Raw genomic sequence first — 20,781 nt, 5'->3', positions numbered from 1 at the left:
AGAAAACCATTTATTGAGACAAATTATACTTTTCAGATAAGTAGTAAGTAACACACTCAACGTCTAAACCCTTACCTGTTACTTTTCTTAGCAGTTCCAGGTCACACTTTGCACTGTATATATTTTGAGATAACCAACTGATAAGTAAACTAAAATCTCCTTTTATTATAGCACTTAATGACTCGTAATGATTCTTTTTAACGAAAGAGAAAATCTGCACAGCAGCAATTAAAGCAATAATTTTTATAGGAAAGTAGCCCATAACACCGCTTGCCCAATATTCATCTTGAAAATAAGTGTCCAGCTCATTTTTAGCTTTTACTGGAATTTTATAGTGCTTCATACCTTCCAACCACTCATCATGCAGGTCTTTAACTTCCAATGTGCCATTTATTATATCCTGTTCTAACTTAGTTCTCAACATAATATGAGCTAACAGACTAAATTCATCTGCATTTTTTAAAAAAGAAGAAAGATTTATTTCATTGAAAACCAAGTACAAATTTTCAACACTGCTATTGGTTTTGCCTTTTATAGTAAATTTCTCTTTTATGTGTGGTTGAATAAACTCAATAAATTCTCTGGATGTTCCAATCATCCTTTCCATGAATAACCCTTGAGTTTCATACATAACATGTCTCGTAATTGGACTACTTATAGAATTTTGCGCTAAACATTTTTGATAAATTGCATAACCACTATGCCGTAAAAGTGAAAATAAACCATAACAAAAATCAGATTCATCATAATCTATAGGGTAGTAATAAGAAGTACGAATCTCATTTAGTGCAATACCCATTTGCTGTAAACATAACGAGCCAAGTTCAATCTGTTTCTGAGTAGCAATTTTTTGTATATTAGTAACCTTACCCTTTTTCTGCTTTTCAATTATTTTATCTACATTTTCGCTAAAAAATTTGCCTACCTTGGGGAATACTTCCCTTATATTCTTTTCTGTGATATCAGAGTCATAGTCAGCAAGCAGTGAGTCGTATTTTGAGCATTTTAATTGCTGCGATTTTATAGAAGCTACTTCGCGAATGAGTGTGATTAAATCAGTAAAACGTTCTTTTAGTTTTTCTAAGTTACTGGTTTCAGAATGAGATAGCTTCCATAAATTTTGGCATTCAACTTTAGCTTTGGATAAAGACTTTACTAAATCAATAGGAACAGCACTGTTGCTTTTATGTATTCTCTCTATTAACTTTAGCTGCTGAGTATTTGCACTTTTTTTGTTACCAAGAGCATCTGCTAATGATTCCTTTATTGCGTCATGAGAGATAATTTCATGTCTGATTTCTTCTAGAAGACTCATTTGTTCAACTTTGTCCTCTATATTCAATTGGCTTTGGTTTAGCACTTTTAGCGTATTTTCGATATTCTTTACCCTATATAATACTTCCTCTAAAAACTTATAAGATTTCATAATTTGTTCATTATTTTAGAAAACATCTGTTTAACATCGTGATAGATTAATAATAAAGTTAAAAGTATATTTGCTTAAAGTACAATAAAAAATTGTACTTTTTATTCCTTTATTGGATTTTTCTACTCAGAGTCTAGCATATTATAGGAAAATTAATTGTAAGGTTGTAGAAAAAGTATTTAGTATTTTATTTCTCTTGACTATATTACAATATGGAGAGATATTAGCTACTGAAATTAAAGTTACGCACTATTTAAAATTTATGGAGGTTTAGTAATGTGGAGTAGACTGGTTATAATGTGCTGTTTTTGTTTATTACTTACTGGTGTAAGTTCTTGCCCAAAAAAAGGAGCAAATACAACAAATAAAATAAATTCTGTTGTTAAGCAGATAGGTGATAAAAGAGTTTTCTTTGGTTATGATGAATCTAGTATTACTGAAGTAAGTGCAGATGCATTACTTGACGTAATGGAGGTGTTACAAGATAACCCTGACGCGAAGGTTACTTTAACTGGTCACACTGACAACCGTGGTTCTCATGAATATAATCTTGCGCTAGGCGCTAGAAGGGCAGATGCAGCTAAAAAATTTATGGTTAGTTGTACACCCTACATAGAAAACAGAATAAAAACTGCTTCTAAAGGTGAAACTGAGCCTTTGGTTAATGTAAAAGATGATTCTAGAAATTCTAAATATGAAAAAGAGCATGCTAAAAATCGTAGAGTGGAATTTTCATTTTCTGGAATAAAGAAATAGTTTCTTGCATTAAAACCTGGATCCCAGTGTCAAGCACTGGGATGACAAAAGAGAGCAATCCCGCTGCTTGTTAGCGGGATCTATATATACCACAAATAAGTCGCAGTATGATGTAAGAGATCTGACCTATCTGGCCATCAAGAGACATAATGGAATTAGAGTTATTATTTCAAAATGTGGTTAATAGTTTTGCTTTCTATAATAATCAAGTTGCAGTTGCAGTATCAGGTGGTGTAGATAGTATAGTCTTGCTGCACTTAATGACTAACTGGGCAAAAAAAAACAAGCTTTCACTTCCTATGGCATTAACAGTAAATCATGGATTACGTTCAGAGTCTCAAAAAGAAGCTGATTTTGTTGTAAGTTATGCAAAGGAACTTGGAGCAAAGGAATCGTTCATATTAAATTGGGAAAAGCAAAACATTAAAGGTAATATTCAGTTACAGGCACGAAAAGCACGGTATGAGTTACTAGCAGAGTGGTGTAAAAACAATAATGTTAAATGTTTGCTCGTCGCTCATCACAAAGATGATCAAGCAGAAACGTTCTTATTAAGATTAGAGCGAGGTAGCGGCGTAGATGGATTATCATCAATGGACTACAAGTCTTTCTTAAATGGTATTTATATATTTAGGCCATTGTTAAATTTTAGTCGTAGTGAAATAGAAAAGTACGCTAAGCTTCACCAGTTAAAATGGATCGAAGATAGAAGCAACTATGACTTGAAATACAGGCGAACTTTATACCGTAACTTACTTAAAGCAAGTGATAATCAAGAGATTTTAACAGAGCGAATATGCCTCACAGCCCTTCATATGAAAAGAGCTGCAAAAGCGTTGATGCACTACACACGCCTTGCGTTTAATGACTGTGTTAATGTTCATGATCTTGGTTATATTGAAATTAAACTAAGTGAATTTTATCAATTGCCAGAGGAAATAGCCTTGAGGCTTCTTCTTTACTCTATAATGGCAATTGCCAGTAAACATTATAAACCAAGGTACAACAGCCTTATCGTAATATTTAATAAAATATTGCAAAAGGATAGTAATGTTAACTGTACACTTTCTGGGTGTAAAATAAGAAAACATGGAGAAAATATCTTAATAATTAGAGAATCGTCAAGGATACAAGAAATTACCGTAAACCTACCTTTAAATGAACCTATTGAATGGGATAACAGATTTAGCTGCACAATACTCGGAAATCAAGAGTGTTCAGTTATCATCGCTCCATTAAAAAAAACACAAAAAGTTCCTGAATTTCTGAAGGATTACAACTGCTGCTCTGAAGTTTTCTATTCTTTGCCTATAGTACAAAAAGATAGAAAGGTGCTTGCTTATCCTGATGTAAATTATAACGGAAAAAATACCAATGACGATAAGGCTCAATGCATTATTAATAGCACGATAAAACAAAATTTGGTAAGCTTGATTAGTATTTAGTTAGAAATAGAAATGAAAAAATTTTTAGAAGGCTTATTGATCTGGTTAGTAATTATTGTTCTTATTTCAGTTGCTTATATTCAGTTCAGCGGAAATGTAGGTAAAAATAAAACAATTATACCTTTTTCGGAATTTTTAACTAGACTAGAAGACAATGATGTAGAAAATATTGTCATAAAAAATCAGAGCATTGAAGGCAAGTTCAGAGATGGTTCAAGTTTCAATTCAAACGGTGTCATATATAGCGACCTAATAAAAAATTTACATGATAGAAAAGTGAGGTTCTCCTTTTCAACTGGAGATTCTGCCATGAGCGTAATAGGTGGATTACTTATCTCATGGGTCCCAACATTTATCTTTATTGGCTTTTTGCTATTCTTTCTTAAACAAACACAAGCGGGGGGCAACAGAACTATAAGCTTTGGCAAGTCAAGAGCTAGACTCATGACTAGTGGAAAAAAAGTAACATTTGATGATGTTGCCGGAATTGATGAAGCAAAAGAAGAGCTAGTAGAAATCGTTGATTTCCTTAAACAAAGGCAAAAATTTCAAATATTAGGTGGAAAAATACCAAAAGGGTGCCTTTTAATTGGCTCTCCTGGAACTGGTAAAACTTTACTTGCTCGTGCAATTGCAGGAGAAGCTAATGTGCCATTCTTTAGTATTTCTGGATCTGATTTTGTTGAAATGTTTGTGGGTGTTGGTGCAAGTCGTGTTCGTGATATGTTTGATCAAGGCAAGAAAAATGCTCCTTGTATAATTTTTATAGATGAAATAGATGCGGTGGGTAAACATCGTGGCATTGGTCTTGGTGGCGGCAATGATGAAAGAGAACAAACATTAAATCAGTTATTAGTTGAGATGGATGGCTTTGAGTCTAATGAAGGTGTAATAATAATTGCTGCAACTAACCGTCCGGATGTCTTAGATCCAGCACTGCTTAGACCTGGTCGTTTTGACCGACAGATTACTATTTCTTTACCCGATATAAATGGGCGTGAAAAGATATTAAATACTCATATAAAGAAAATATCAATAGCACCAGATGTAAACGTGAAAACAGTTGCAAGAGGAACACCAGGCTTTTCTGGAGCTGATTTAGCAAATTTAGTGAACGAATCTGCACTTATCGCTGCAGGAAGAAACAAGAAGATTGTTACCATGGACGATTTTGAATATGCACGTGATAAAGTGATGATGGGCGTAGAAAGGCGATCTCTCATTATGACAGAAGAGGAAAAGAGACTGACTGCATACCATGAAGCTGGTCATGCGATGATTGCTGTTAATATGCCTGCTTCTGATCCTATACACAAAGCAACAATTATTCCACGCGGTAGGGCACTCGGTTTAGTGATGAGACTACCAGAAACAGATAGAGTGTCCCTCACAAGAGAAAAGATGCTAGCAGATATAACTGTTGCTATGGGTGGAAGAGTGGCAGAAGAGCTAATTTTTGGCTATGATAAAGTCACAAGCGGTGCATCTTCGGATATAAAACAAGCATCAGATTTATCACGTTCTATGGTAACAAAATGGGGAATGAGCGACAAAATAGGTCCGATCTATCACAATCGCGAACAAACCATGCATGGTTCTGACATAATTTCTGAAGATACGTTAAAACTTATAGATGAAGAAGTAAAGAAAGTTGTGTCTTCTTGCTATGAAAAAGCAAAAGACATTTTGACCAAGCATAAGAAAGGCTTAGATCTTATTGCTGAAAATCTACTGGAGTTTGAAACTTTAACAGGAGATGAAATAAAGGATATACTAAATGGAAAAAAAATTGTCAGAGAGGAAAATGAGAAGAATGAGAAAACAAAAAAATCCTCTCTCTATTAGATCTGACCCTAGCTTAAAATGCTAATTAGCTAACGCTGCAATAAAACAATTCAGAATTGTAGCTGTCAATATAAATTATATTAAAATATTCATAATATTGCATTTTCATCACACACAATAATGCTATCATTCAGTTAGTATTACTGTTTAATGAGGTATGAATAATGGTTGATGTCGTTTCTATTGGTGTAAATGCAGTCATTGATCATAAGTATAAAAAAAGAGCGCAATTAACTTTATTAGGGCTATTTCTTGTTGTATCAGCAGCAACTGCTGTCTGGTTTATCTTTCCTGTATCACAAAATGTACTAGTACCATTCTTGCTCCCAGCCGTATTCTTGTTCTTTACTCTATCTATGGGTTATTATAGCTCTTTTCATAGAAGTCCGGATGTGATAAGATAAGGATAGACGATGATAAGGAGGTTGAGTGCCAGCAGCATATAGTTATGACTTAAGGAAAAAAGCAATGGAAGCGCTAGAGGAGGGAGGAAGCAGAGAAACAGTGGCAGCAAGATTTAAAATTGGACGAACTACTTTATGGGAGTGGCAGCAGAGAAGAAAAGAAACAGGAGACTTTCAATCAAAAAAACTTGGAAATGGAAGTTACAATCACAAAATTACCGACTGGGATGCCTTTGCTAAATTTGCCAGAGAAAACGGAGGAAAGACTCTGTCGGAAATGGCTAAACTTTGGGGCAACGTTAGTATCCAAACGATCCACCGAGCTCTCAGAACCTGTACATGATCTCAAGAAAGGAATAAACTAAGAGATAATATATATAAGTTAGGATATATGAGGAGTTTATACCCAAGTGATATAAGTCGGGAAAGATTTGAGATTATGTTACCAGATCTAGAGTCCTGTAGAAAAAAAACAAAACCAAGGAAACTTGATTTGTATGATGTATTTTGTGGAGTGTTATACGTTCTGAAAAGCGGTTGTCAGTGGAGAATGCTACCAAAAGAGTTTCCAAAATGGCGCAATTGTTACAACTATTTTAAGAAGTGGAGTGAAAAACCAGATGCAGATAAAGAAAGTGTTCTGGAGCTGGTGTTAAAAAAAAATAGTTGGCGTGGTCCGACAAAACAATGGTCGGAAAGAAAAAACCAGCTTCTGCATAATTGATGCACAGAGTGTAAAAAATACAGATACTGCTGAAGAAAAAGGCTATGATGCAGGCAAAAAGATTTCAGGAATAAAACGCCATATTGCAGTAGATACGCAAGGTTTGCCCCATGCAATTTATATAACAACAGCAGAGATAACTGACCGTAGCAGTGCTGTGAGAATGGTCGAAAATGCAAAAGAAAACCTCTCGGGAGTTAAAAATGTACTGGTTGATGCAGGCTATACTGGAGAGAATTTTGCAACTCAAATAAAAACGATTATTGGTGCAACCGTTGAAGTGATAAAAAGAAATGAATTACATTCCTTTGTTGTATTGCCCAAAAGATGGGTTGTGGAGCGATCTTTTGCTTGGTTAGAAAAATGTAGAAGATTGTGGAAAAATTGTGAGCGAAAACTCAATACTAGCCTACAAATGGTCGTTCTGGCTTTCACTGCCTTACTTCTGAAAAGATTATGAACAGGCTCTCAGAAAAATTGGATTTACGCGCAAAAAAAGACATATGGATACAAGGAAAGAAACGAAGAAAAACGTGCTGAATTCTTAAAAATTATAGCAACAAAAGAACCAGAAAACTTAGTTTATATAGATGAGTCTGGCATTGATAACACAGAGGACTATCCATATGGGTATTGCCAGAAAGGACAGCGGTTTTATGGCCTAAAATCTGGGAAGAAAACTCAACGAATCAGTATGGTTGCAGCCTTAAGTAGAAGAAAGATAGTTGCTCCATTAACCTTTGAAGGCCACTGTAATATGGATGTTTTTAATGGATGGTTTGAGCAATTTTTGACACCGATCTTGGAACCTGGACAGACTGTCATTCTTGACAATGCTACTTTTCATAAGTCTGGTAAGATTATCGAGCTTGCTAGAGGAGTTGGTGCAGAAATTTTGTATCTGCCGCCGTATTCTCCAGATTTCAACAAAATTGAGCATCATTGGTTTGCTATAAAAAACAGAGCTAGGAAAAACATTCCTCTATTCGAATCCTTTCGTCGTGCTGTTGATTCTGCCTTCTTATGACCTGTTCGGACTATTATGAGAAATGCTATAAAGAGGTCAACAAAGAAAAGAAAAATTTATCTAAAGAATTAAAAGAGAAATTTGAAGAGTGAGATGAAGCAAATGGTTTAATTAAAAATCAATCTTTTGAGTTAGATGGGATAAGAAAAGATTGTGATAATGAGGTGAAAAGATTAAAAAAACTACTTTTAGAACGAGACAGTCAAATAGAAGATTTTTTGAAAGAGAAAGAAAAACAAGTGAATTTTGCGCAACTGTTGATAAGATGCGTAACAGACAATATAGAAGAACCAATAAGAAATAATGATGGAAAAGCAATATTAGATACGATTCAAATATTAAAGTCTGCGTTACAAGGAGAAATTGCACGGCTTTTGCCAGACGAAACGCCTTCTTCTTCACCGAAAGATTCTGGATATGGATCACCTAACAGTCGTCCATCCACCCCGACCAAACCTTTATTTCCACTGTGGGCAGAACGTTGTAAACGCAGTCAATTTCGGAATGTAGGGCTTGTAGAATGAGATAATTAGTCTTATTATAAAATAAATCATGCAAGGAGGTATATAATGAACCCAATAATATGCGCACTGGATACACAAGACTTAAATAAGGCTGTTTCTCTAGCTAATGCCTTACGTGATAGAGTTGGCATGGTAAAGCTGGGATTAGAATTTTTCGCTGCTCAAGGTCTTTCTGGAGTGCAAGAAGTTGCAAAATGCAATGTACCAATTTTTTTAGACTTGAAGTTGCATGACATTCCAAACACTGTAGCCAAAACAGTTGAAGTAATAAAAGTTCTGAACATTGAAATGTTAACTCTGCACATCAGCGGTGGAACAAAAATGCTTGAAGAAGCGCTAAGTGTAGTGCAAGGCACAAAAATAAAGCTGATTGGAGTGACAGTGCTAACTAGTATGAGCAATGAGGATTTAAACGAGCTTGGAGTAGCAAGAGAGGCAAAATCACAGGTAATTTTGCTTGCAAAGCTTGCAAAAAAGATTGGACTCCATGGAGTAGTCTGTTCTGCACTAGAAGCTCAAGAAGTGCGCCGAGAATGCGGTGAAGACTTTAAAATTATTACTCCAGGAATTCGTATAGATCCAGGTCATGACGACCAAAAAAGAACAGCAACACCAAAAGAAGCAATAAATTCAGGAGCTGATTATATCGTCATTGGCAGACCCATTACAAAAACTACAAGTAGTGCGGAGCTAATATTGAAATCCATGAAAGAATTTTAATATAATAACTTAATTTATAAAAATACTAACATATTAATTAGGAATAAGCATGAGTAATATCAATAGAATAATACGCGAAGTAATCAAGGAATTCCGCTCAAAATTACCAGATAAGGAAATAGAGGAATATTCTGGCAAATTGAATAAGCTACATATCTACCAGTGCAATAAGCATATAATAGAAAATAAGAAGCTATATCATTATACAATAAATGGGAAAACCCATGCTATGGGTCAGCATGGGCATAATTTTGTCAAGAGTTTAGAAGTTATCTTGAGGAATAAGCCACAAATTTCCTTAGAACCTGTACATGATCTCAAGAAAGGAATAAACTAAGAGCCTGTTCATAATCTTTTCAGAAGTAAGGCAGTGAAAGCCAGAACGACCATTTGTAGGCTAGTATTGAGTTTTCGCTCACAATTTTTCCACAATCTTCTACATTTTTCTAACCAAGCAAAAGATCGCTCCACAACCCATCTTTTGGGCAATACAACAAAGGAATGTAATTCATTTCTTTTTATCACTTCAACGGTTGCACCAATAATCGTTTTTATTTGAGTTGCAAAATTCTCTCCAGTATAGCCTGCATCAACCAGTACATTTTTAACTCCCGAGAGGTTTTCTTTTGCATTTTCGACCATTCTCACAGCACTGCTACGGTCAGTTATCTCTGCTGTTGTTATATAAATTGCATGGGGCAAACCTTGCGTATCTACTGCAATATGGCGTTTTATTCCTGAAATCTTTTTGCCTGCATCATAGCCTTTTTCTTCAGCAGTATCTGCATTTTTTACACTCTGTGCATCAATTATGCAGAAGCTGGTTTTTTCTTTCCGACCATTGTTTTGTCGGACCACGCCAACTATTTTTTTTTAACACCAGCTCCAGAACACTTTCTTTATCTGCATCTGGTTTTTCACTCCACTTCTTAAAATATAGCTCTTTTCATAGAAGTCAGGATGTGATAAGATAAGGATAGACGATGATAAGGAGGTTGAGTGCCAGCAGCATATAGTTATGACTTAAGGAAAAAAGCAATGGAAGCGCTAGAGGAGGGAGGAAGCAGAGAAACAGTGGCAGCAAGATTTAAAATTGGACGAACTACTTTATGGGAGTGGCAGCAAAGAAGAAAAGAAACAGGAGACTTTCAATCAAAAAAACTTGGAAATGGAGGTTACAATCACAAAATCACCGACTGGGATGCCTTTGCTAAATTTGCCAGAGAAAACGGAGGAAAGACTCTGTCGGAAATGGCTAAACTTTGGGGCAACGTTAGTATCCAAACGATCCACCGAGCTCTCAGAAAAATTGGATTTACGCGCAAAAAAAGACATATGGATACAAGGAAAGAAACGAAGAAAAACGTGCTGAATTCTTAAAAATTATAGCAACAAAAGAACCAGAAAACTTAGTTTATATAGATGAGTCTGGCATTGATAACACAGAGGACTATCCATATGGGTATTGCCAGAAAGGACAGCGGTTTTATGGCCTAAAATCTGGAAAGAAAACTCAACGAATCAGTATGGTTGCAGCCTTAAGTAGAAGAAAGATAGTTGCTCCATTAACCTTTGAAGGCCACTGTAATATGGATGTTTTTAATGGATGGTTTGAGCAATTTTTGACACCGATCTTGGAACCTGGACAGACTGTCATTCTTGACAATGCTACTTTTCATAAGTCTGGTAAGATTATCGAGCTTGCTAGAGGAGTTGGTGCAGAAATTTTGTATCTGCCGCCGTATTCTCCAGATTTCAACAAAATTGAGCATCATTGGTTTGCTATAAAAAACAGAGCTAGGAAAAACATTCCTCTATTCGAATCCTTTCGTCGTGCTGTTGATTCTGCCTTCCTATGACCTGTTCGGACTATTATGAGAAATGCTATATAGTGCTGACATTAGCCAACTGAGAAACAGAGTTTTTGATCGAGACTTTGGAGTAAAGCTTATGTGTTAAGGTGGCACATAGAGGAGTGCTATAAACGACTCAAAGTAGGAGCAGAGTTAGAGAATTTTTCTGGAGAGGCTGTATTACAAGAATTTTGGGCAAACTTGGTCATGTGCAATATATTATCGCTTCATATGTGTGATGCACAAGGGCCTTGGAACCCAGATCAAATTACTGAGTATCGTTTAAATTTTTCAGTTTTATTTGGTGTAATGAGGCAGAAACTCTATCAGGTACTTATTGCGCCAAAAAACTTTCAAGCCCTTTTTAAGTATACGCGCTAAAGTTAAAATCCGACCGGGACAGCCGCGATAAGGTAGATAAGCCCAAACGCCATCATGTCTTTAGGAGAGTTTGCTAATGAAGGCTCTTAAGTTGACGCCATTGGCTGAACGGATACGGAATGACACCATCCTTTTTTCTGGATTCCAGACTGGAATGACACCTCTGGACATTTCCGTCGTAAAGGAACCAGTGTCAGCTACTTGGATGACACCTTTTTTCTACTTAGTTTGGGTTATGCAAGAAGTCTAATGAAGTGAAAATAAATTTATTTACCAAAATAGAGTTGCCTTGGTCTACAGATCTTAGTTTCTTTATCATTTATCATTTCATACCACTGAGTAACCCAACCAGTGGTTCTTGCAAGTGCAAAAATAGGCGTGAACATATTTGAGGGGATATCAATAGCATTCATTATTATACCTGAGTAAAAATCAACATTTGGATATAACTTACGCACGATAAAATATTCATCCTTTAAAGCTATTTCTTCAAGTTTTTTTGCAATTTTAAGCAGTTCATTATTTTGTTCTAGTTTACTTAGAACCTCATGGCAAGCGCCTTTCAATATACGCGCGCGCGGATCATAATTTTTATAAACACGATGTCCAAATCCCATCAATTTAAATGGATCTTTATCATCTTTGGCTTTTTCGATGAATTTATCTATATCTCCACTTTGCTCTATCTCTTTTAACATATTTATAACTGCCTCATTAGCTCCACCATGTGCTGTTCCCCAAAGTGTAGCAACTCCTGCAGAGAGGCTTGCAAACAGATTAGAACCAGCCGATCCCACCAATCTGACAGCCGCCGTAGAAGCATTCTGTTCATGATCAGCATGGAGAGTAAATATTTTATCCAGAGCTTTTGCAAAAAGGGCGCTTTTATCATTATCAACAGCATCGCCAAATATCATCTTTAAGAAATTTCCACTGTAACTTAATTCATGGTTAGCATTTATGAATTCCTGATTGTTGATATGCCTATAAATCATTGCAACAATTGCAGGAACTTGCGCTATTGCAGAAATTCCAAAATCTAGATCTTCACCATTGACACTGTTGCCATGCTTTTCATGGTAAGATGCTGACAAACTTGCAAAACATGCAATTAAAATCGACATAGGGTGAGCAGTCTTTGGAAATGCTTTAATTACATTTGTAACTTGCTCTGATACTTTGGATGATTCTTGTATTTTGAGAAGAAATTTTTTGTGTTGCTCTAAACTGGGTAATTCACCATAGAGCAATAAATAAATCACAGCAGTAAAATTATTACTTTCTGCCAAATCAGCTATATTATGTCCCCTATATTTAAGAACTCCTTCATCTCCATCAATGAATGTAATTGTAGAAGAGCATGAAGCTGTAGAAACAAACCCTGGATCGTAAGTGAATAATCCTGTCATCTTATGTAAATCCTTGATATTTAACACATCAGGACCTGTTGTTCCGCTTAATACAGGTAGCTCGATTTTTAATCCATTACTTAGTTCTAATAGCACTTTTTTATCCATCACTTAAGCTACCTAAATTTTATACAGAATATACAAACTGAGGAGTATATATTAATACAGTTAACTTTACATTAACCGTATTAAGCGGTCATCAATGCTTTTACTTTTGCATTTAAGCGACTTATTTTACGCGCAGCAGTATTCCTATGAATAACACCTTTATTCACACACTTGTGTAAATTAGATTCAGCATTCCGAAATGCCAGAACAACATTTTTTTTGTCGCCAGACTTGATTATATCAACCAATTTTCTAATAGCGGTGCGAGTTTTACTCTTCCGCATCTTATTTATTAAAGTGCGTTTTGCTATTACCTTTATCATTTTTTTAGCACTCTTATGATTTGCCATATATTAATACCTAAAATACTGTACTTTTCTTTTAATTATAAAGTTTTTTTGTTAATTTGCAATATCAGTTTTTTCTATGGTTAATCTACTGCTTCTCTCTTCAATAATTTTTTCTAAACTTTGCAAGAATTCATTTTTGTTTAACCCAGGATATATTGGGGGCAATATTTCTATTACTGCCTTTCCGGGATTCTTTCTCAGAGAAAGTATGCTTTTTGGCCAAAACAAACCAGTGTTTAAAGCAACCGGTAACACAGGAACAGATAATACGCTATATAAAGCAGCAATACCTGGTTGATATTTTATATTTTGGTTTATAGTTGTTCTTGTACCTTCAGGAAATATTATTATGCTTCTATTTTCTTTTATACGCATTTTTGCTAGTTTGATTATATGGCGTATAGAACTGATACCATCTGAACGGTTAATAAAAATCATTTTCAGCGCTATAAGATGCAAACCAATGAATGGAATCCATTTCAATTCACGTTTTAAAATAAAAACCGCTTTTCTAAATAGTAGTATAAAAATAAATGTTTCAAATGGAGATTGGTGTTTAGATGCAATGATAAAAGGTTGCTTAGGGATGTTTTCCATTCCCCTCACTTCATATTTAATGCCACATAATAAATGCAGCATGAATAATACAACTCTCACCGAACAGACGAGGAAAATGGTTATTACACACTCAGGAAAGAAAATTACAGGGAGAGTAATGAAAGTATAGAATACTTCCCATAATATAAGAAAGAAATTAAATAACAAACTTGAAATCACAAACTCACATAAATTTATTTAAATTTAACTTTATTACAAATTAAAAACAATAAGTTTAATTATTTATCATCTGAGTAATAGGATGCGAATCAGCTAATTTGTCCTTTAACTTTTCGTTAGCAATATGAGTATATATTTGTGTTGTAGAAAGGTTAGTATGGCCAAGAACTTTCTGTATCAACACAATATTTGCTCCGCTATTTAGTAGATGGGTAGCAAAAGAATGCCTAATTACGTGTGGAGAGATCTTATTTTCATCAATATTGCATTTTCTTGCTAACTCCTTCATTAATTGACCAACCCTCTGCCTTGAAATTGGTTTATTAGGTTTATCACCTGGGAATAGCCAATCAGACTCCTTTCTGTTAGAGAGCAGATTGTCACGAACTGATAAATAATTTCTAAGGCTCTGCAATGCTTGTTCATTAAAAAGAATTTGCCTCTCTCTACCACTTTTTCCTTTTATTATTATATAGCATTCTTTGTTATTACTGTTTATTAAATGTGACACTTCACATAATTTCATATTAATTAGTTCAGAAACACGCATTCCAGAAGAGTAAAGGATATCTAAAATCGCACACAGCCTTTTACTGCTTATCTCTTTATTCGATTCGCTTGCCGATTTTCTCACTGTGTCCATTAGCAAAAATATTTCTTCGACACTTAAATACTTAGGCAAAGGACGAGAAAGTTTTGGATTCTTTAATTCAGCATCATTAGCCGGCGCTGGATTAAAATCTATTATTCCGTCATTAAATAGACACTTGTAGAAATTTTTCATAGCGGATATTTTTCTTGATATAGAGCTACTTTTATATTTTTTTTGTGTACATAGAGATTTCACATAATCTTTAATATTGGTTTTGTTTACACCAACCAAGGTAGTGCTGCTTTCTAATAAAAATTCTTCAAAATGGTGTAAATCCGAACGATAACTTTCCAAAGTATTTTGCGTAGCGGACCTCTCTGAAGCCAAAGCATCTATGTAATATGCTATGTAAAGATTTTCTTTTTTATTTTGCGACTGTTTATTTTTCATTATCAGCTCCTATATTTATTTCTTTGGCTATAATTTGATTGGAAGTGTTTCCTGTGTTTCTTATGAGAAAATATGAGACAAATAAAGCATTTATCAATAGAGTGAACATCACAAACTTTTGCTTTAACCTTTTTCTTAAATTTAATCTTACTCTTATCATAGTTAAATTATAACGTCAAATCTATAAAAAACACCTTATAAAGTGAGCTCTACTATAAATATAGAATACTTCTTAGCTGTATCTATCTATATTTATTATAACATAACATTGATTATAATTCTAACATGGACAGATAGAGATTTCAATTACGTTAGTGTTATGGGTGTTAATAAATTTTTAATATACACCTTTACAAAAGAAGAAATCAAATGGCATCTTTTTTTAATAAAGTGCTAATAAAAGGAACGGTCACATTCGACCCTATAGATTCATTATCTATCTTTTCTATAATTTTATCAATGCTATAGAAAGAACGTTCTATTCTTGCTAAAATATAATTAATCACCTTTAAATCAATTTTTAACTGTTTATCTGAAAATCGTTTTATTAGCATAATTCTTAATAATTCCTCGCTTGCAGGCAAAATTTTTACGCTGATAGTTGATAATATTCGAGAACTTAAATCTCTTAATTTGAAGTTAAGCTTTTTTGGTGAAATTGAAGAAGTGATTAGCAGCCTCTTGTCACTTTCTTTCATGTAATTGTAACAATGTAATAACATTGCTTCATCTTTAATGTTTTGTACGTCTTCTAAAATAAAAGCATCGCTATACCTAATCTCGCTTACGAAGTTATTCACATTGATAAAAATTGCATCGTTTATTGATTGCCAAATATGAGCAAGATGAGTTTTACCGGAGCTTTTAGGTCCAAAAAGAATCAGACATTTCCAAGATAAATCATTAACTACCGAATTATATACGTGCTTATTTTCATCTAAGATGATGTAATTTTGCCGACTATAATCAGCTTGATTGTTGTTAAATAAATTTAATTGCACGTTAAACCTCTTACGTAACCTCTTTCTGGTAGTAATCTTTGCGCAGAAATTTACTTACGCTCCTCAAATATCTCAGGTATTCTGGGCTCATTTCTCCTCTTACCATAAATTGATTATGCAAAAGGTCTGTTAGCCGTTTTTATAAAGCTCACTTTTAAAATATTTATTGATTGCATATTCTACTGGTACATTGAACATTGCTATTATTGGAATAAAAAGTAATATACCTGTAAATCCAAAATATGAAGCGCATATAGTAATTCCCAGAATAATTACAGTTGGATGTATATGAACTTTTTTTCCTATTAATAAAGGAACTAATATGTTTGAATCTATTAATTGCCCAACACCAAATAATAGCAAAACAGCAGCACTTTCAAACCATCCACTAAATTGAGTGATAGCGCTCAAAAACCCAATAATGGTATATAATAATGGCCCTACGTAAGGTATGAACGTTAACATTCCTGATGAAATTCCAATAACAATAGAGTGTTTCAATCCGATTATGCTCAGGCTCACAGAGTAAAAGACCATCATGACAATACATACATTTACCTGCCCCTTTAGATAATTAGATATAATGAAATCCACTTTGGAAAAATAATCTGCAATTTTTCCTCTGTAAGGAATAGGGATTAATTTATTAGCTTCTTCTATAATTAAAGGCCAATCACGTAATATGTAGAAAAACACTACAGGAGTAATCACCATTAATGATACCGTGTTAAAGCTTGAACTTAACACTTGGATTATAAAGTTACTAGCAATATCAAGAGCATTCATGAAATAAGATACATAGTTGCTGTAATTTTCTGCTAGATTTTTAGATAAGTGATCAAATAAGCTATCCTCGATTTTTATATTAAGAAATTCTAATACAGAGGGGATTACTTTAAGCTTTAATGAAGGCACTTTACTCACTAAGAAATTTAATATTGAAGTAATTTGAACATATATAATAGGTAAAACAAATGTTATGACTAGTATAAAAGCTATTAATAAAACAAGTATTATAAAAATTACAGAACATGAACGTGGTATTCTATACTTTTCAAACTTGACTACTAGCGGATTAAACAAATATGCAATAATAATAGATATTAAACATGGAAAAATCATAGGACGCATCAGGAATAACATCCCTATTATAAAAAGCAGTATGAAACAAATAGTTATATGACGTTTTTGCATGTGCTTAGCATAGCTAATTTACTGAAAAATATGCAATTTATTTTTCCTATGTTGAAAGTATAGCTCTTTTCATAGAAGTCCGGATGTGATAAGATAAGGATAGACGATGATAAGGAGGTTGAGTGCCAGCAGCATATAGTTATGACTTAAGGAAAAAAGCAATGGAAGCGCTAGAGGAGGGAGGAAGCAGAGAAACAGTGGCAGCAAGATTTAAAATTGGACGAACTACTTTATGGGAGTGGCAGCAAAGAAGAAAAGAAACAGGAGACTTTCAATCAAAAAAACTTGGAAATGGAGGTTACAATCACAAAATTACCGACTGGGATGCCTTTGCTAAATTTGCCAGAGAAAACGGAGGAAAGACTCTGTCGGAAATGGCTAAACTTTGGGGCAACGTTAGTATCCAAACGATCCACCGAGCTCTCAGAAAAATTGGATTTACGCGCAAAAAAAGACATATGGATACAAGGAAAGAAACGAAGAAAAACGTGCTGAATTCTTAAAAATTATAGCAACAAAAGAACCAGAAAACTTAGTTTATATAGATGAGTCTGGCATTGATAACACAGAGGACTATCCATATGGGTATTGCCAGAAAGGACAGCGGTTTTATGGCCTAAAATCTGGAAAGAAAACTCAACGAATCAGTATGGTTGCAGCCTTAAGTAGAAGAAAGATAGTTGCTCCATTAACCTTTGAAGGCCACTGTAATATGGATGTTTTTAATGGATGGTTTGAGCAATTTTTGACACCGATCTTGGAACCTGGACAGACTGTCATTCTTGACAATGCTACTTTTCATAAGTCTGGTAAGATTATCGAGCTTGCTAGAGGAGTTGGTGCAGAAATTTTGTATCTGCCGCCGTATTCTCCAGATTTCAACAAAATTGAGCATCATTGGTTTGCTATAAAAAACAGAGCTAGGAAAAACATTCCTCTATTCGAATCCTTTCGTCGTGCTGTTGATTCTGCCTTCTTATGACCTGTTCGGACTATTATGAGAAATGCTATATTTTACGATTTGTAATACTATCGTTTTTTACTAAAATTTAGTTGTTTAATCTGCAGAATTTTGAGCTCTCTAAATATCTCTTTTGCTATTATAATTATGCTAGTTAATAGGGGAAGTAACTTTTATATGATGTCAGAAATTTTATTTTTCAAAAAGAATCTTGGATAGAGAGGAAAGCTTCTACAAAAAGAAATATGTGCGCTAAGAGATACAAAATAGCAGCATTAATAGTTGCAGCGGGAGTAGGCAGTAGATGCAATTCTACGCTTCCTAAGCAATATATAAAACTGGCAGGTAAATCTGTTTTATTTCATACAATTAAAAGATTTCTGGCTAACCAATATATAGATTACATAAGAATAGCAATTAATAGAGACCATGAAAGTTTCTATGAGAAAGCTATATCACTAATTACAGACACTAAATTACTAAGTCCAATATACGGAGGAGAAAACAGGCAAAGTTCAGTTAAACTAGGGCTTGAAAGCTTACAAAAAGTTAACCCAGATTTTGTAGTTATACACGATGCTTGTAGGCCTTTTGTGTCAGATCTTCTGATAGATAACTTGGTTGAATCTATGATTAATGATCAATATACAGGAGTAGTTCCAGCAATAGAAGTCGAAGACACTATGTCATTGGTGGGTAATAATTTCGTTGAATCTACGATTTCAAGAGGAAAGCTCAGAGCCATACAAACCCCTCAAATTTTTAATTTCAAAGAATTATTATCGTGCCATCAATCAGACAAAGAATTTACTGACGATTCATCACTAATGGTAGAGCACAAAAAACATGTTGCGATTATTAAAGGTGAGAAAAGCAATTTTAAGTTAACCACAAAAGAGGATATCAATATGGCAAAGCTTCTCTTTGAAGAGCCAAAATTTCGTGTCGGAGCCGGTTATGATATACATAAGTTCATTAAAGTTCAAAATGGTGCTGAGAGCTTTATAAAAATTTGCGGTGTGAAAATTGAGCACAACATGGCAATAGAAGCACATTCAGATGGTGATGTTGCAATACATGCAATCGTTGATGCAATACTTGGAGCACTGGGATATGGCGACATAGGAGAGTATTTCCCCCCTAGTTCCTCTGAATGGAAAGATTGCAATTCATCTCACTTTCTTGACTTTGCTGCTAAAAAAGCAAAAGAAAAAGGGTACAGCGTGTCTAATTTAGATATTACTATAGTTTGTGAAGAGCCTAAAATATCGCCTTATAAAGTAGAAATGAAGAAATTCATATCAAAAGCATTAGAAATTGATGATGAATTTGTAAATATCAAAGCAACCACTGCAGAAAAATTAGGTTCTATTGGAAGAAGTGAAGGAATAGCAGTGCATGCTTCTGTGTTATTGCATACAAACTTTTATTGGGAATAGAAACGAAAAAACTTACTTGACACCCTTCGCCAGCACCCCTATCATGGTACTGGAGGTATTCATTTATCTTCAATCTGTGCAGATTAAACGACAACAGTATTACGTAATTGGCGTCTTATTTTTAATTTTTTGCACTATGCGCACCCTACGTCTTCACAACATTTCTGGGTTTTTACCTATATAAGCTGAAACGCGCTTATAAAGCGTTTAAGACAGTATAGTACGCCGATTTGCAGGATTAGAGAGTGACAACTAGCTAACACGGGGTTTCTTTTGCCTTTTTTTTCTGCTTAGTAAATTTCTTAAACATTTAAACTAAGGTGAGTTGCATTTAAAAGCAGCTAAATTGCAGTGTTTAAGAACCTGTACATGATCTCAAGAAAAGAATAAACTAAGAGATAATATATATAAGTTAGGATATATGAGGAGTTTATACCCAAGTGATATAAGTCGGGAAAGATTTGAGATTATGTTACCAGATCTAGAGTCCTGTAGAAAAAAAACAAAACCAAGGAAACTTGATTTGTATGATGTATTTTGTGGAGTGTTATACGTTCTGAAAAGCGGTTGTCAGTGGAGAATGCTACCAAAAGAGTTTCCAAAATGGCGCAATTGTTACGAATATTTTAAGAAGTGGAGTGAAAAACCAGATGCAGATAAAGAAAGTGTTCTGGAGCTGGTGTTAAAAAAAAATAGTTGGCGTGGTCCGACAAAACAATGGTCGGAAAGAAAAAACCAGCTTCTGCATAATTGATGCACAGAGTGTAAAAAATGCAGATACTGCTGAAGAAAAAGGCTATGATGCAGGCAAAAAGATTTCAGGAATAAAACGCCATATTGCAGTAGATACGCAAGGTTTGCCCCATGCAATTTATATAACAACAGCAGAGATAACTGACCGTAGCAGTGCTGTGAGAATGGTCGAAAATGCAAAAGAAAACCTCTCGGGAGTTAAAAATGTACTGGTTGATGCAGGCTATACTGGAGAGAATTTTGCAACTCAAATAAAAACGATTATTGGTGCAACCGTTGAAGTGATAAAAAGAAATGAATTACATTCCTTTGTTGTATTGCCCAAAAGATGGGTTGTGGAGCGATCTTTTGCTTGGTTAGAAAAATGTAGAAGATTGTGGAAAAATTGTGAGCGAAAACTCAATACTAGCCTACAAATGGTCGTTCTGGCTTTCACTGCCTTACTTCTGAAAAGATTATGAACAGGCTCTAAGACTTAAAAAACGCCAATACTGAAAATAGACAATGACTAGGGTTTCGTGTGCCTTTTTTTTCATTTGGTAAATTTCTTAATGTTTGTGGCTAAAGCAATTTAAGAGACCGAAAATGGTGTCATTCCAGTGCTTGGCACTGGAATCCAGTTCTTATTGTACATTCACCTGG

17 protein-coding genes and 4 pseudogenes are annotated in these 20,781 nt (G+C 34.5%); 13 read left to right on the top strand and 8 right to left on the bottom strand.

The features are described from left to right. Nucleotides 1–10: 10 nt before the first annotated feature. A complete protein-coding gene (locus tag ABWU71_RS01280) occupies nt 11–1,426 on the bottom strand; it encodes a carboxypeptidase (protein ID WP_353284599.1) in 1,416 nt (471 codons plus the stop codon). A 276-nt stretch (nt 1,427–1,702) separates the two neighbouring features. On the opposite strand from ABWU71_RS01280, the gene ABWU71_RS01275 reads away from it, so the two are divergent. From ABWU71_RS01275 to pyrF, 8 genes and pseudogenes are all read left to right on the top strand, one after another. Continuing rightward, on the top strand, nt 1,703–2,182 hold the full coding sequence (locus ABWU71_RS01275) for an OmpA family protein (RefSeq protein ID WP_353277222.1): 480 nt from the start codon (nt 1,703–1,705) through the stop codon (nt 2,180–2,182). A gap of 149 nt (nt 2,183–2,331) precedes the next feature. Then, a complete protein-coding gene (gene tilS, locus ABWU71_RS01270; RefSeq protein ID WP_353284598.1) occupies nt 2,332–3,627 on the top strand; it encodes a tRNA lysidine(34) synthetase TilS in 1,296 nt (431 codons plus the stop codon). Nucleotides 3,628–3,639: 12 nt separating this feature from the next. Beyond that, nucleotides 3,640–5,472 (top strand): ATP-dependent zinc metalloprotease FtsH, encoded by a 1,833-nt coding sequence (gene ftsH, locus ABWU71_RS01265; protein WP_353284597.1) that lies wholly within the window; start codon nt 3,640–3,642, stop codon nt 5,470–5,472. A 429-nt stretch (nt 5,473–5,901) separates the two neighbouring features. Next, nucleotides 5,902–6,207 (top strand): annotated as a pseudogene (locus tag ABWU71_RS01260) (IS630 transposase-related protein); the annotation flags it as partial. Between the two features lie 60 nt (nt 6,208–6,267). Next, a protein-coding gene (locus tag ABWU71_RS01255; protein WP_353284596.1) for an IS5 family transposase occupies nt 6,268–7,060 on the top strand; the annotation gives its coding sequence in 2 pieces (ribosomal slippage) (nt 6,268–6,531 and nt 6,533–7,060; 792 coding nt in all). A gap of 1 nt (nt 7,061) precedes the next feature. Then, nucleotides 7,062–7,627: pseudogene (locus ABWU71_RS01250) on the top strand (IS630 family transposase); the annotation flags it as partial. A gap of 164 nt (nt 7,628–7,791) precedes the next feature. Continuing rightward, entirely contained in the window at nt 7,792–8,151 is a 360-nt protein-coding gene (locus ABWU71_RS01245) for a hypothetical protein (protein ID WP_353284595.1), read from the top strand. Nucleotides 8,152–8,196: 45 nt separating this feature from the next. Next, a complete protein-coding gene (gene pyrF / locus ABWU71_RS01240; protein ID WP_353284594.1) occupies nt 8,197–8,871 on the top strand; it encodes an orotidine-5'-phosphate decarboxylase in 675 nt (224 codons plus the stop codon). Between the two features lie 345 nt (nt 8,872–9,216). Here the strand turns inward: pyrF and ABWU71_RS01235 are convergent. Next, nucleotides 9,217–9,808: pseudogene (locus ABWU71_RS01235) on the bottom strand (IS5 family transposase); the annotation flags it as partial. A 62-nt stretch (nt 9,809–9,870) separates the two neighbouring features. Between ABWU71_RS01235 and ABWU71_RS01230 the strand changes: the two are divergent. Both ABWU71_RS01230 and ABWU71_RS01225 read left to right on the top strand, forming a co-directional pair. After that, a protein-coding gene (locus ABWU71_RS01230) for an IS630 family transposase (RefSeq protein WP_353284076.1) occupies nt 9,871–10,730 on the top strand; the annotation gives its coding sequence in 2 pieces (ribosomal slippage) (nt 9,871–10,195 and nt 10,195–10,730; 861 coding nt in all). An 81-nt stretch (nt 10,731–10,811) separates the two neighbouring features. Next, nucleotides 10,812–11,182, top strand: a pseudogene (locus ABWU71_RS01225) (IS4 family transposase); the annotation flags it as partial. Between the two features lie 189 nt (nt 11,183–11,371). Here ABWU71_RS01225 and ABWU71_RS01220 read toward each other — a convergent pair. The 6 genes from ABWU71_RS01220 to ABWU71_RS01195 form a co-directional block, all read right to left on the bottom strand. After that, nucleotides 11,372–12,622 (bottom strand): citrate synthase, encoded by a 1,251-nt coding sequence (locus ABWU71_RS01220; protein WP_353284857.1) that lies wholly within the window; start codon nt 12,620–12,622, stop codon nt 11,372–11,374. Nucleotides 12,623–12,702: 80 nt separating this feature from the next. Then, nucleotides 12,703–12,972, bottom strand: coding sequence for a 30S ribosomal protein S20 (gene rpsT / locus ABWU71_RS01215; protein WP_353284593.1), 270 nt, complete (start codon nt 12,970–12,972; stop codon nt 12,703–12,705). Between the two features lie 51 nt (nt 12,973–13,023). Next, nucleotides 13,024–13,749, bottom strand: coding sequence for a lysophospholipid acyltransferase family protein (locus tag ABWU71_RS01210; protein ID WP_353284592.1), 726 nt, complete (start codon nt 13,747–13,749; stop codon nt 13,024–13,026). Nucleotides 13,750–13,804: 55 nt separating this feature from the next. After that, nucleotides 13,805–14,791 carry a tyrosine recombinase gene (locus ABWU71_RS01205; RefSeq protein ID WP_353284591.1) on the bottom strand — a complete coding sequence of 329 codons (987 nt, stop codon included), beginning with the start codon at nt 14,789–14,791 and terminating at the stop codon, nt 13,805–13,807. A 365-nt stretch (nt 14,792–15,156) separates the two neighbouring features. Next, the gene (locus ABWU71_RS01200; RefSeq protein ID WP_265026005.1) at nt 15,157–15,792 is read right to left on the bottom strand and encodes a DnaA ATPase domain-containing protein; all 636 of its coding nucleotides are present in this window, start codon (nt 15,790–15,792) and stop codon (nt 15,157–15,159) included. A 129-nt stretch (nt 15,793–15,921) separates the two neighbouring features. Further along, the gene (locus ABWU71_RS01195) at nt 15,922–16,986 is read right to left on the bottom strand and encodes an AI-2E family transporter (protein WP_353284590.1); all 1,065 of its coding nucleotides are present in this window, start codon (nt 16,984–16,986) and stop codon (nt 15,922–15,924) included. Between the two features lie 122 nt (nt 16,987–17,108). Between ABWU71_RS01195 and ABWU71_RS01190 the strand changes: the two genes are divergently transcribed. The 3 genes from ABWU71_RS01190 (at nt 17,109) to ABWU71_RS01180 (ending at nt 20,600) form a co-directional block, all read left to right on the top strand. Continuing rightward, a protein-coding gene (locus ABWU71_RS01190; protein ID WP_353284076.1) for an IS630 family transposase occupies nt 17,109–17,968 on the top strand; the annotation gives its coding sequence in 2 pieces (ribosomal slippage) (nt 17,109–17,433 and nt 17,433–17,968; 861 coding nt in all). Nucleotides 17,969–18,192: 224 nt separating this feature from the next. Continuing rightward, on the top strand, nt 18,193–19,386 hold the full coding sequence (gene ispD, locus ABWU71_RS01185) for a 2-C-methyl-D-erythritol 4-phosphate cytidylyltransferase (RefSeq protein WP_353284589.1): 1,194 nt from the start codon (nt 18,193–18,195) through the stop codon (nt 19,384–19,386). Nucleotides 19,387–19,807: 421 nt separating this feature from the next. Next, a protein-coding gene (locus ABWU71_RS01180) for an IS5 family transposase (protein WP_353284447.1) occupies nt 19,808–20,600 on the top strand; the annotation gives its coding sequence in 2 pieces (ribosomal slippage) (nt 19,808–20,071 and nt 20,073–20,600; 792 coding nt in all). Nucleotides 20,601–20,781: the final 181 nt, after the last annotated feature.

The organism is Wolbachia endosymbiont (group A) of Lasioglossum fulvicorne, assembly GCF_964028605.1.
Taxonomy (GTDB): domain Bacteria; phylum Pseudomonadota; class Alphaproteobacteria; order Rickettsiales; family Anaplasmataceae; genus Wolbachia.
The sequence above is the reverse complement of the archived record's forward strand: the minus strand, read 5'-3'. Positions and strand labels throughout refer to the sequence as shown.

Excerpts from the sequence above, each read along its gene's own strand:
- ABWU71_RS01280 (WP_353284599.1), bottom strand. The coding sequence starts at position 1,426 with ATGAAATCTTATAAGTTTTTAGAGGAAGTATTATATAGGGTAAAGAAT.
- ABWU71_RS01275 (WP_353277222.1), top strand. The coding sequence starts at position 1,703 with ATGTGGAGTAGACTGGTTATAATGTGCTGTTTTTGTTTATTACTTACT.
- tilS (WP_353284598.1), top strand. The coding sequence starts at position 2,332 with ATGGAATTAGAGTTATTATTTCAAAATGTGGTTAATAGTTTTGCTTTC.
- ftsH (WP_353284597.1), top strand. The coding sequence starts at position 3,640 with ATGAAAAAATTTTTAGAAGGCTTATTGATCTGGTTAGTAATTATTGTT.
- pyrF (WP_353284594.1), top strand. The coding sequence starts at position 8,197 with ATGAACCCAATAATATGCGCACTGGATACACAAGACTTAAATAAGGCT.
- ABWU71_RS01220 (WP_353284857.1), bottom strand. The coding sequence starts at position 12,622 with ATGGATAAAAAAGTGCTATTAGAACTAAGTAATGGATTAAAAATCGAG.
- rpsT (WP_353284593.1), bottom strand. The coding sequence starts at position 12,972 with ATGGCAAATCATAAGAGTGCTAAAAAAATGATAAAGGTAATAGCAAAA.
- ABWU71_RS01205 (WP_353284591.1), bottom strand. The coding sequence starts at position 14,791 with ATGAAAAATAAACAGTCGCAAAATAAAAAAGAAAATCTTTACATAGCA.
- ABWU71_RS01195 (WP_353284590.1), bottom strand. The coding sequence starts at position 16,986 with ATGCAAAAACGTCATATAACTATTTGTTTCATACTGCTTTTTATAATA.
- ispD (WP_353284589.1), top strand. The coding sequence starts at position 18,193 with ATGTGCGCTAAGAGATACAAAATAGCAGCATTAATAGTTGCAGCGGGA.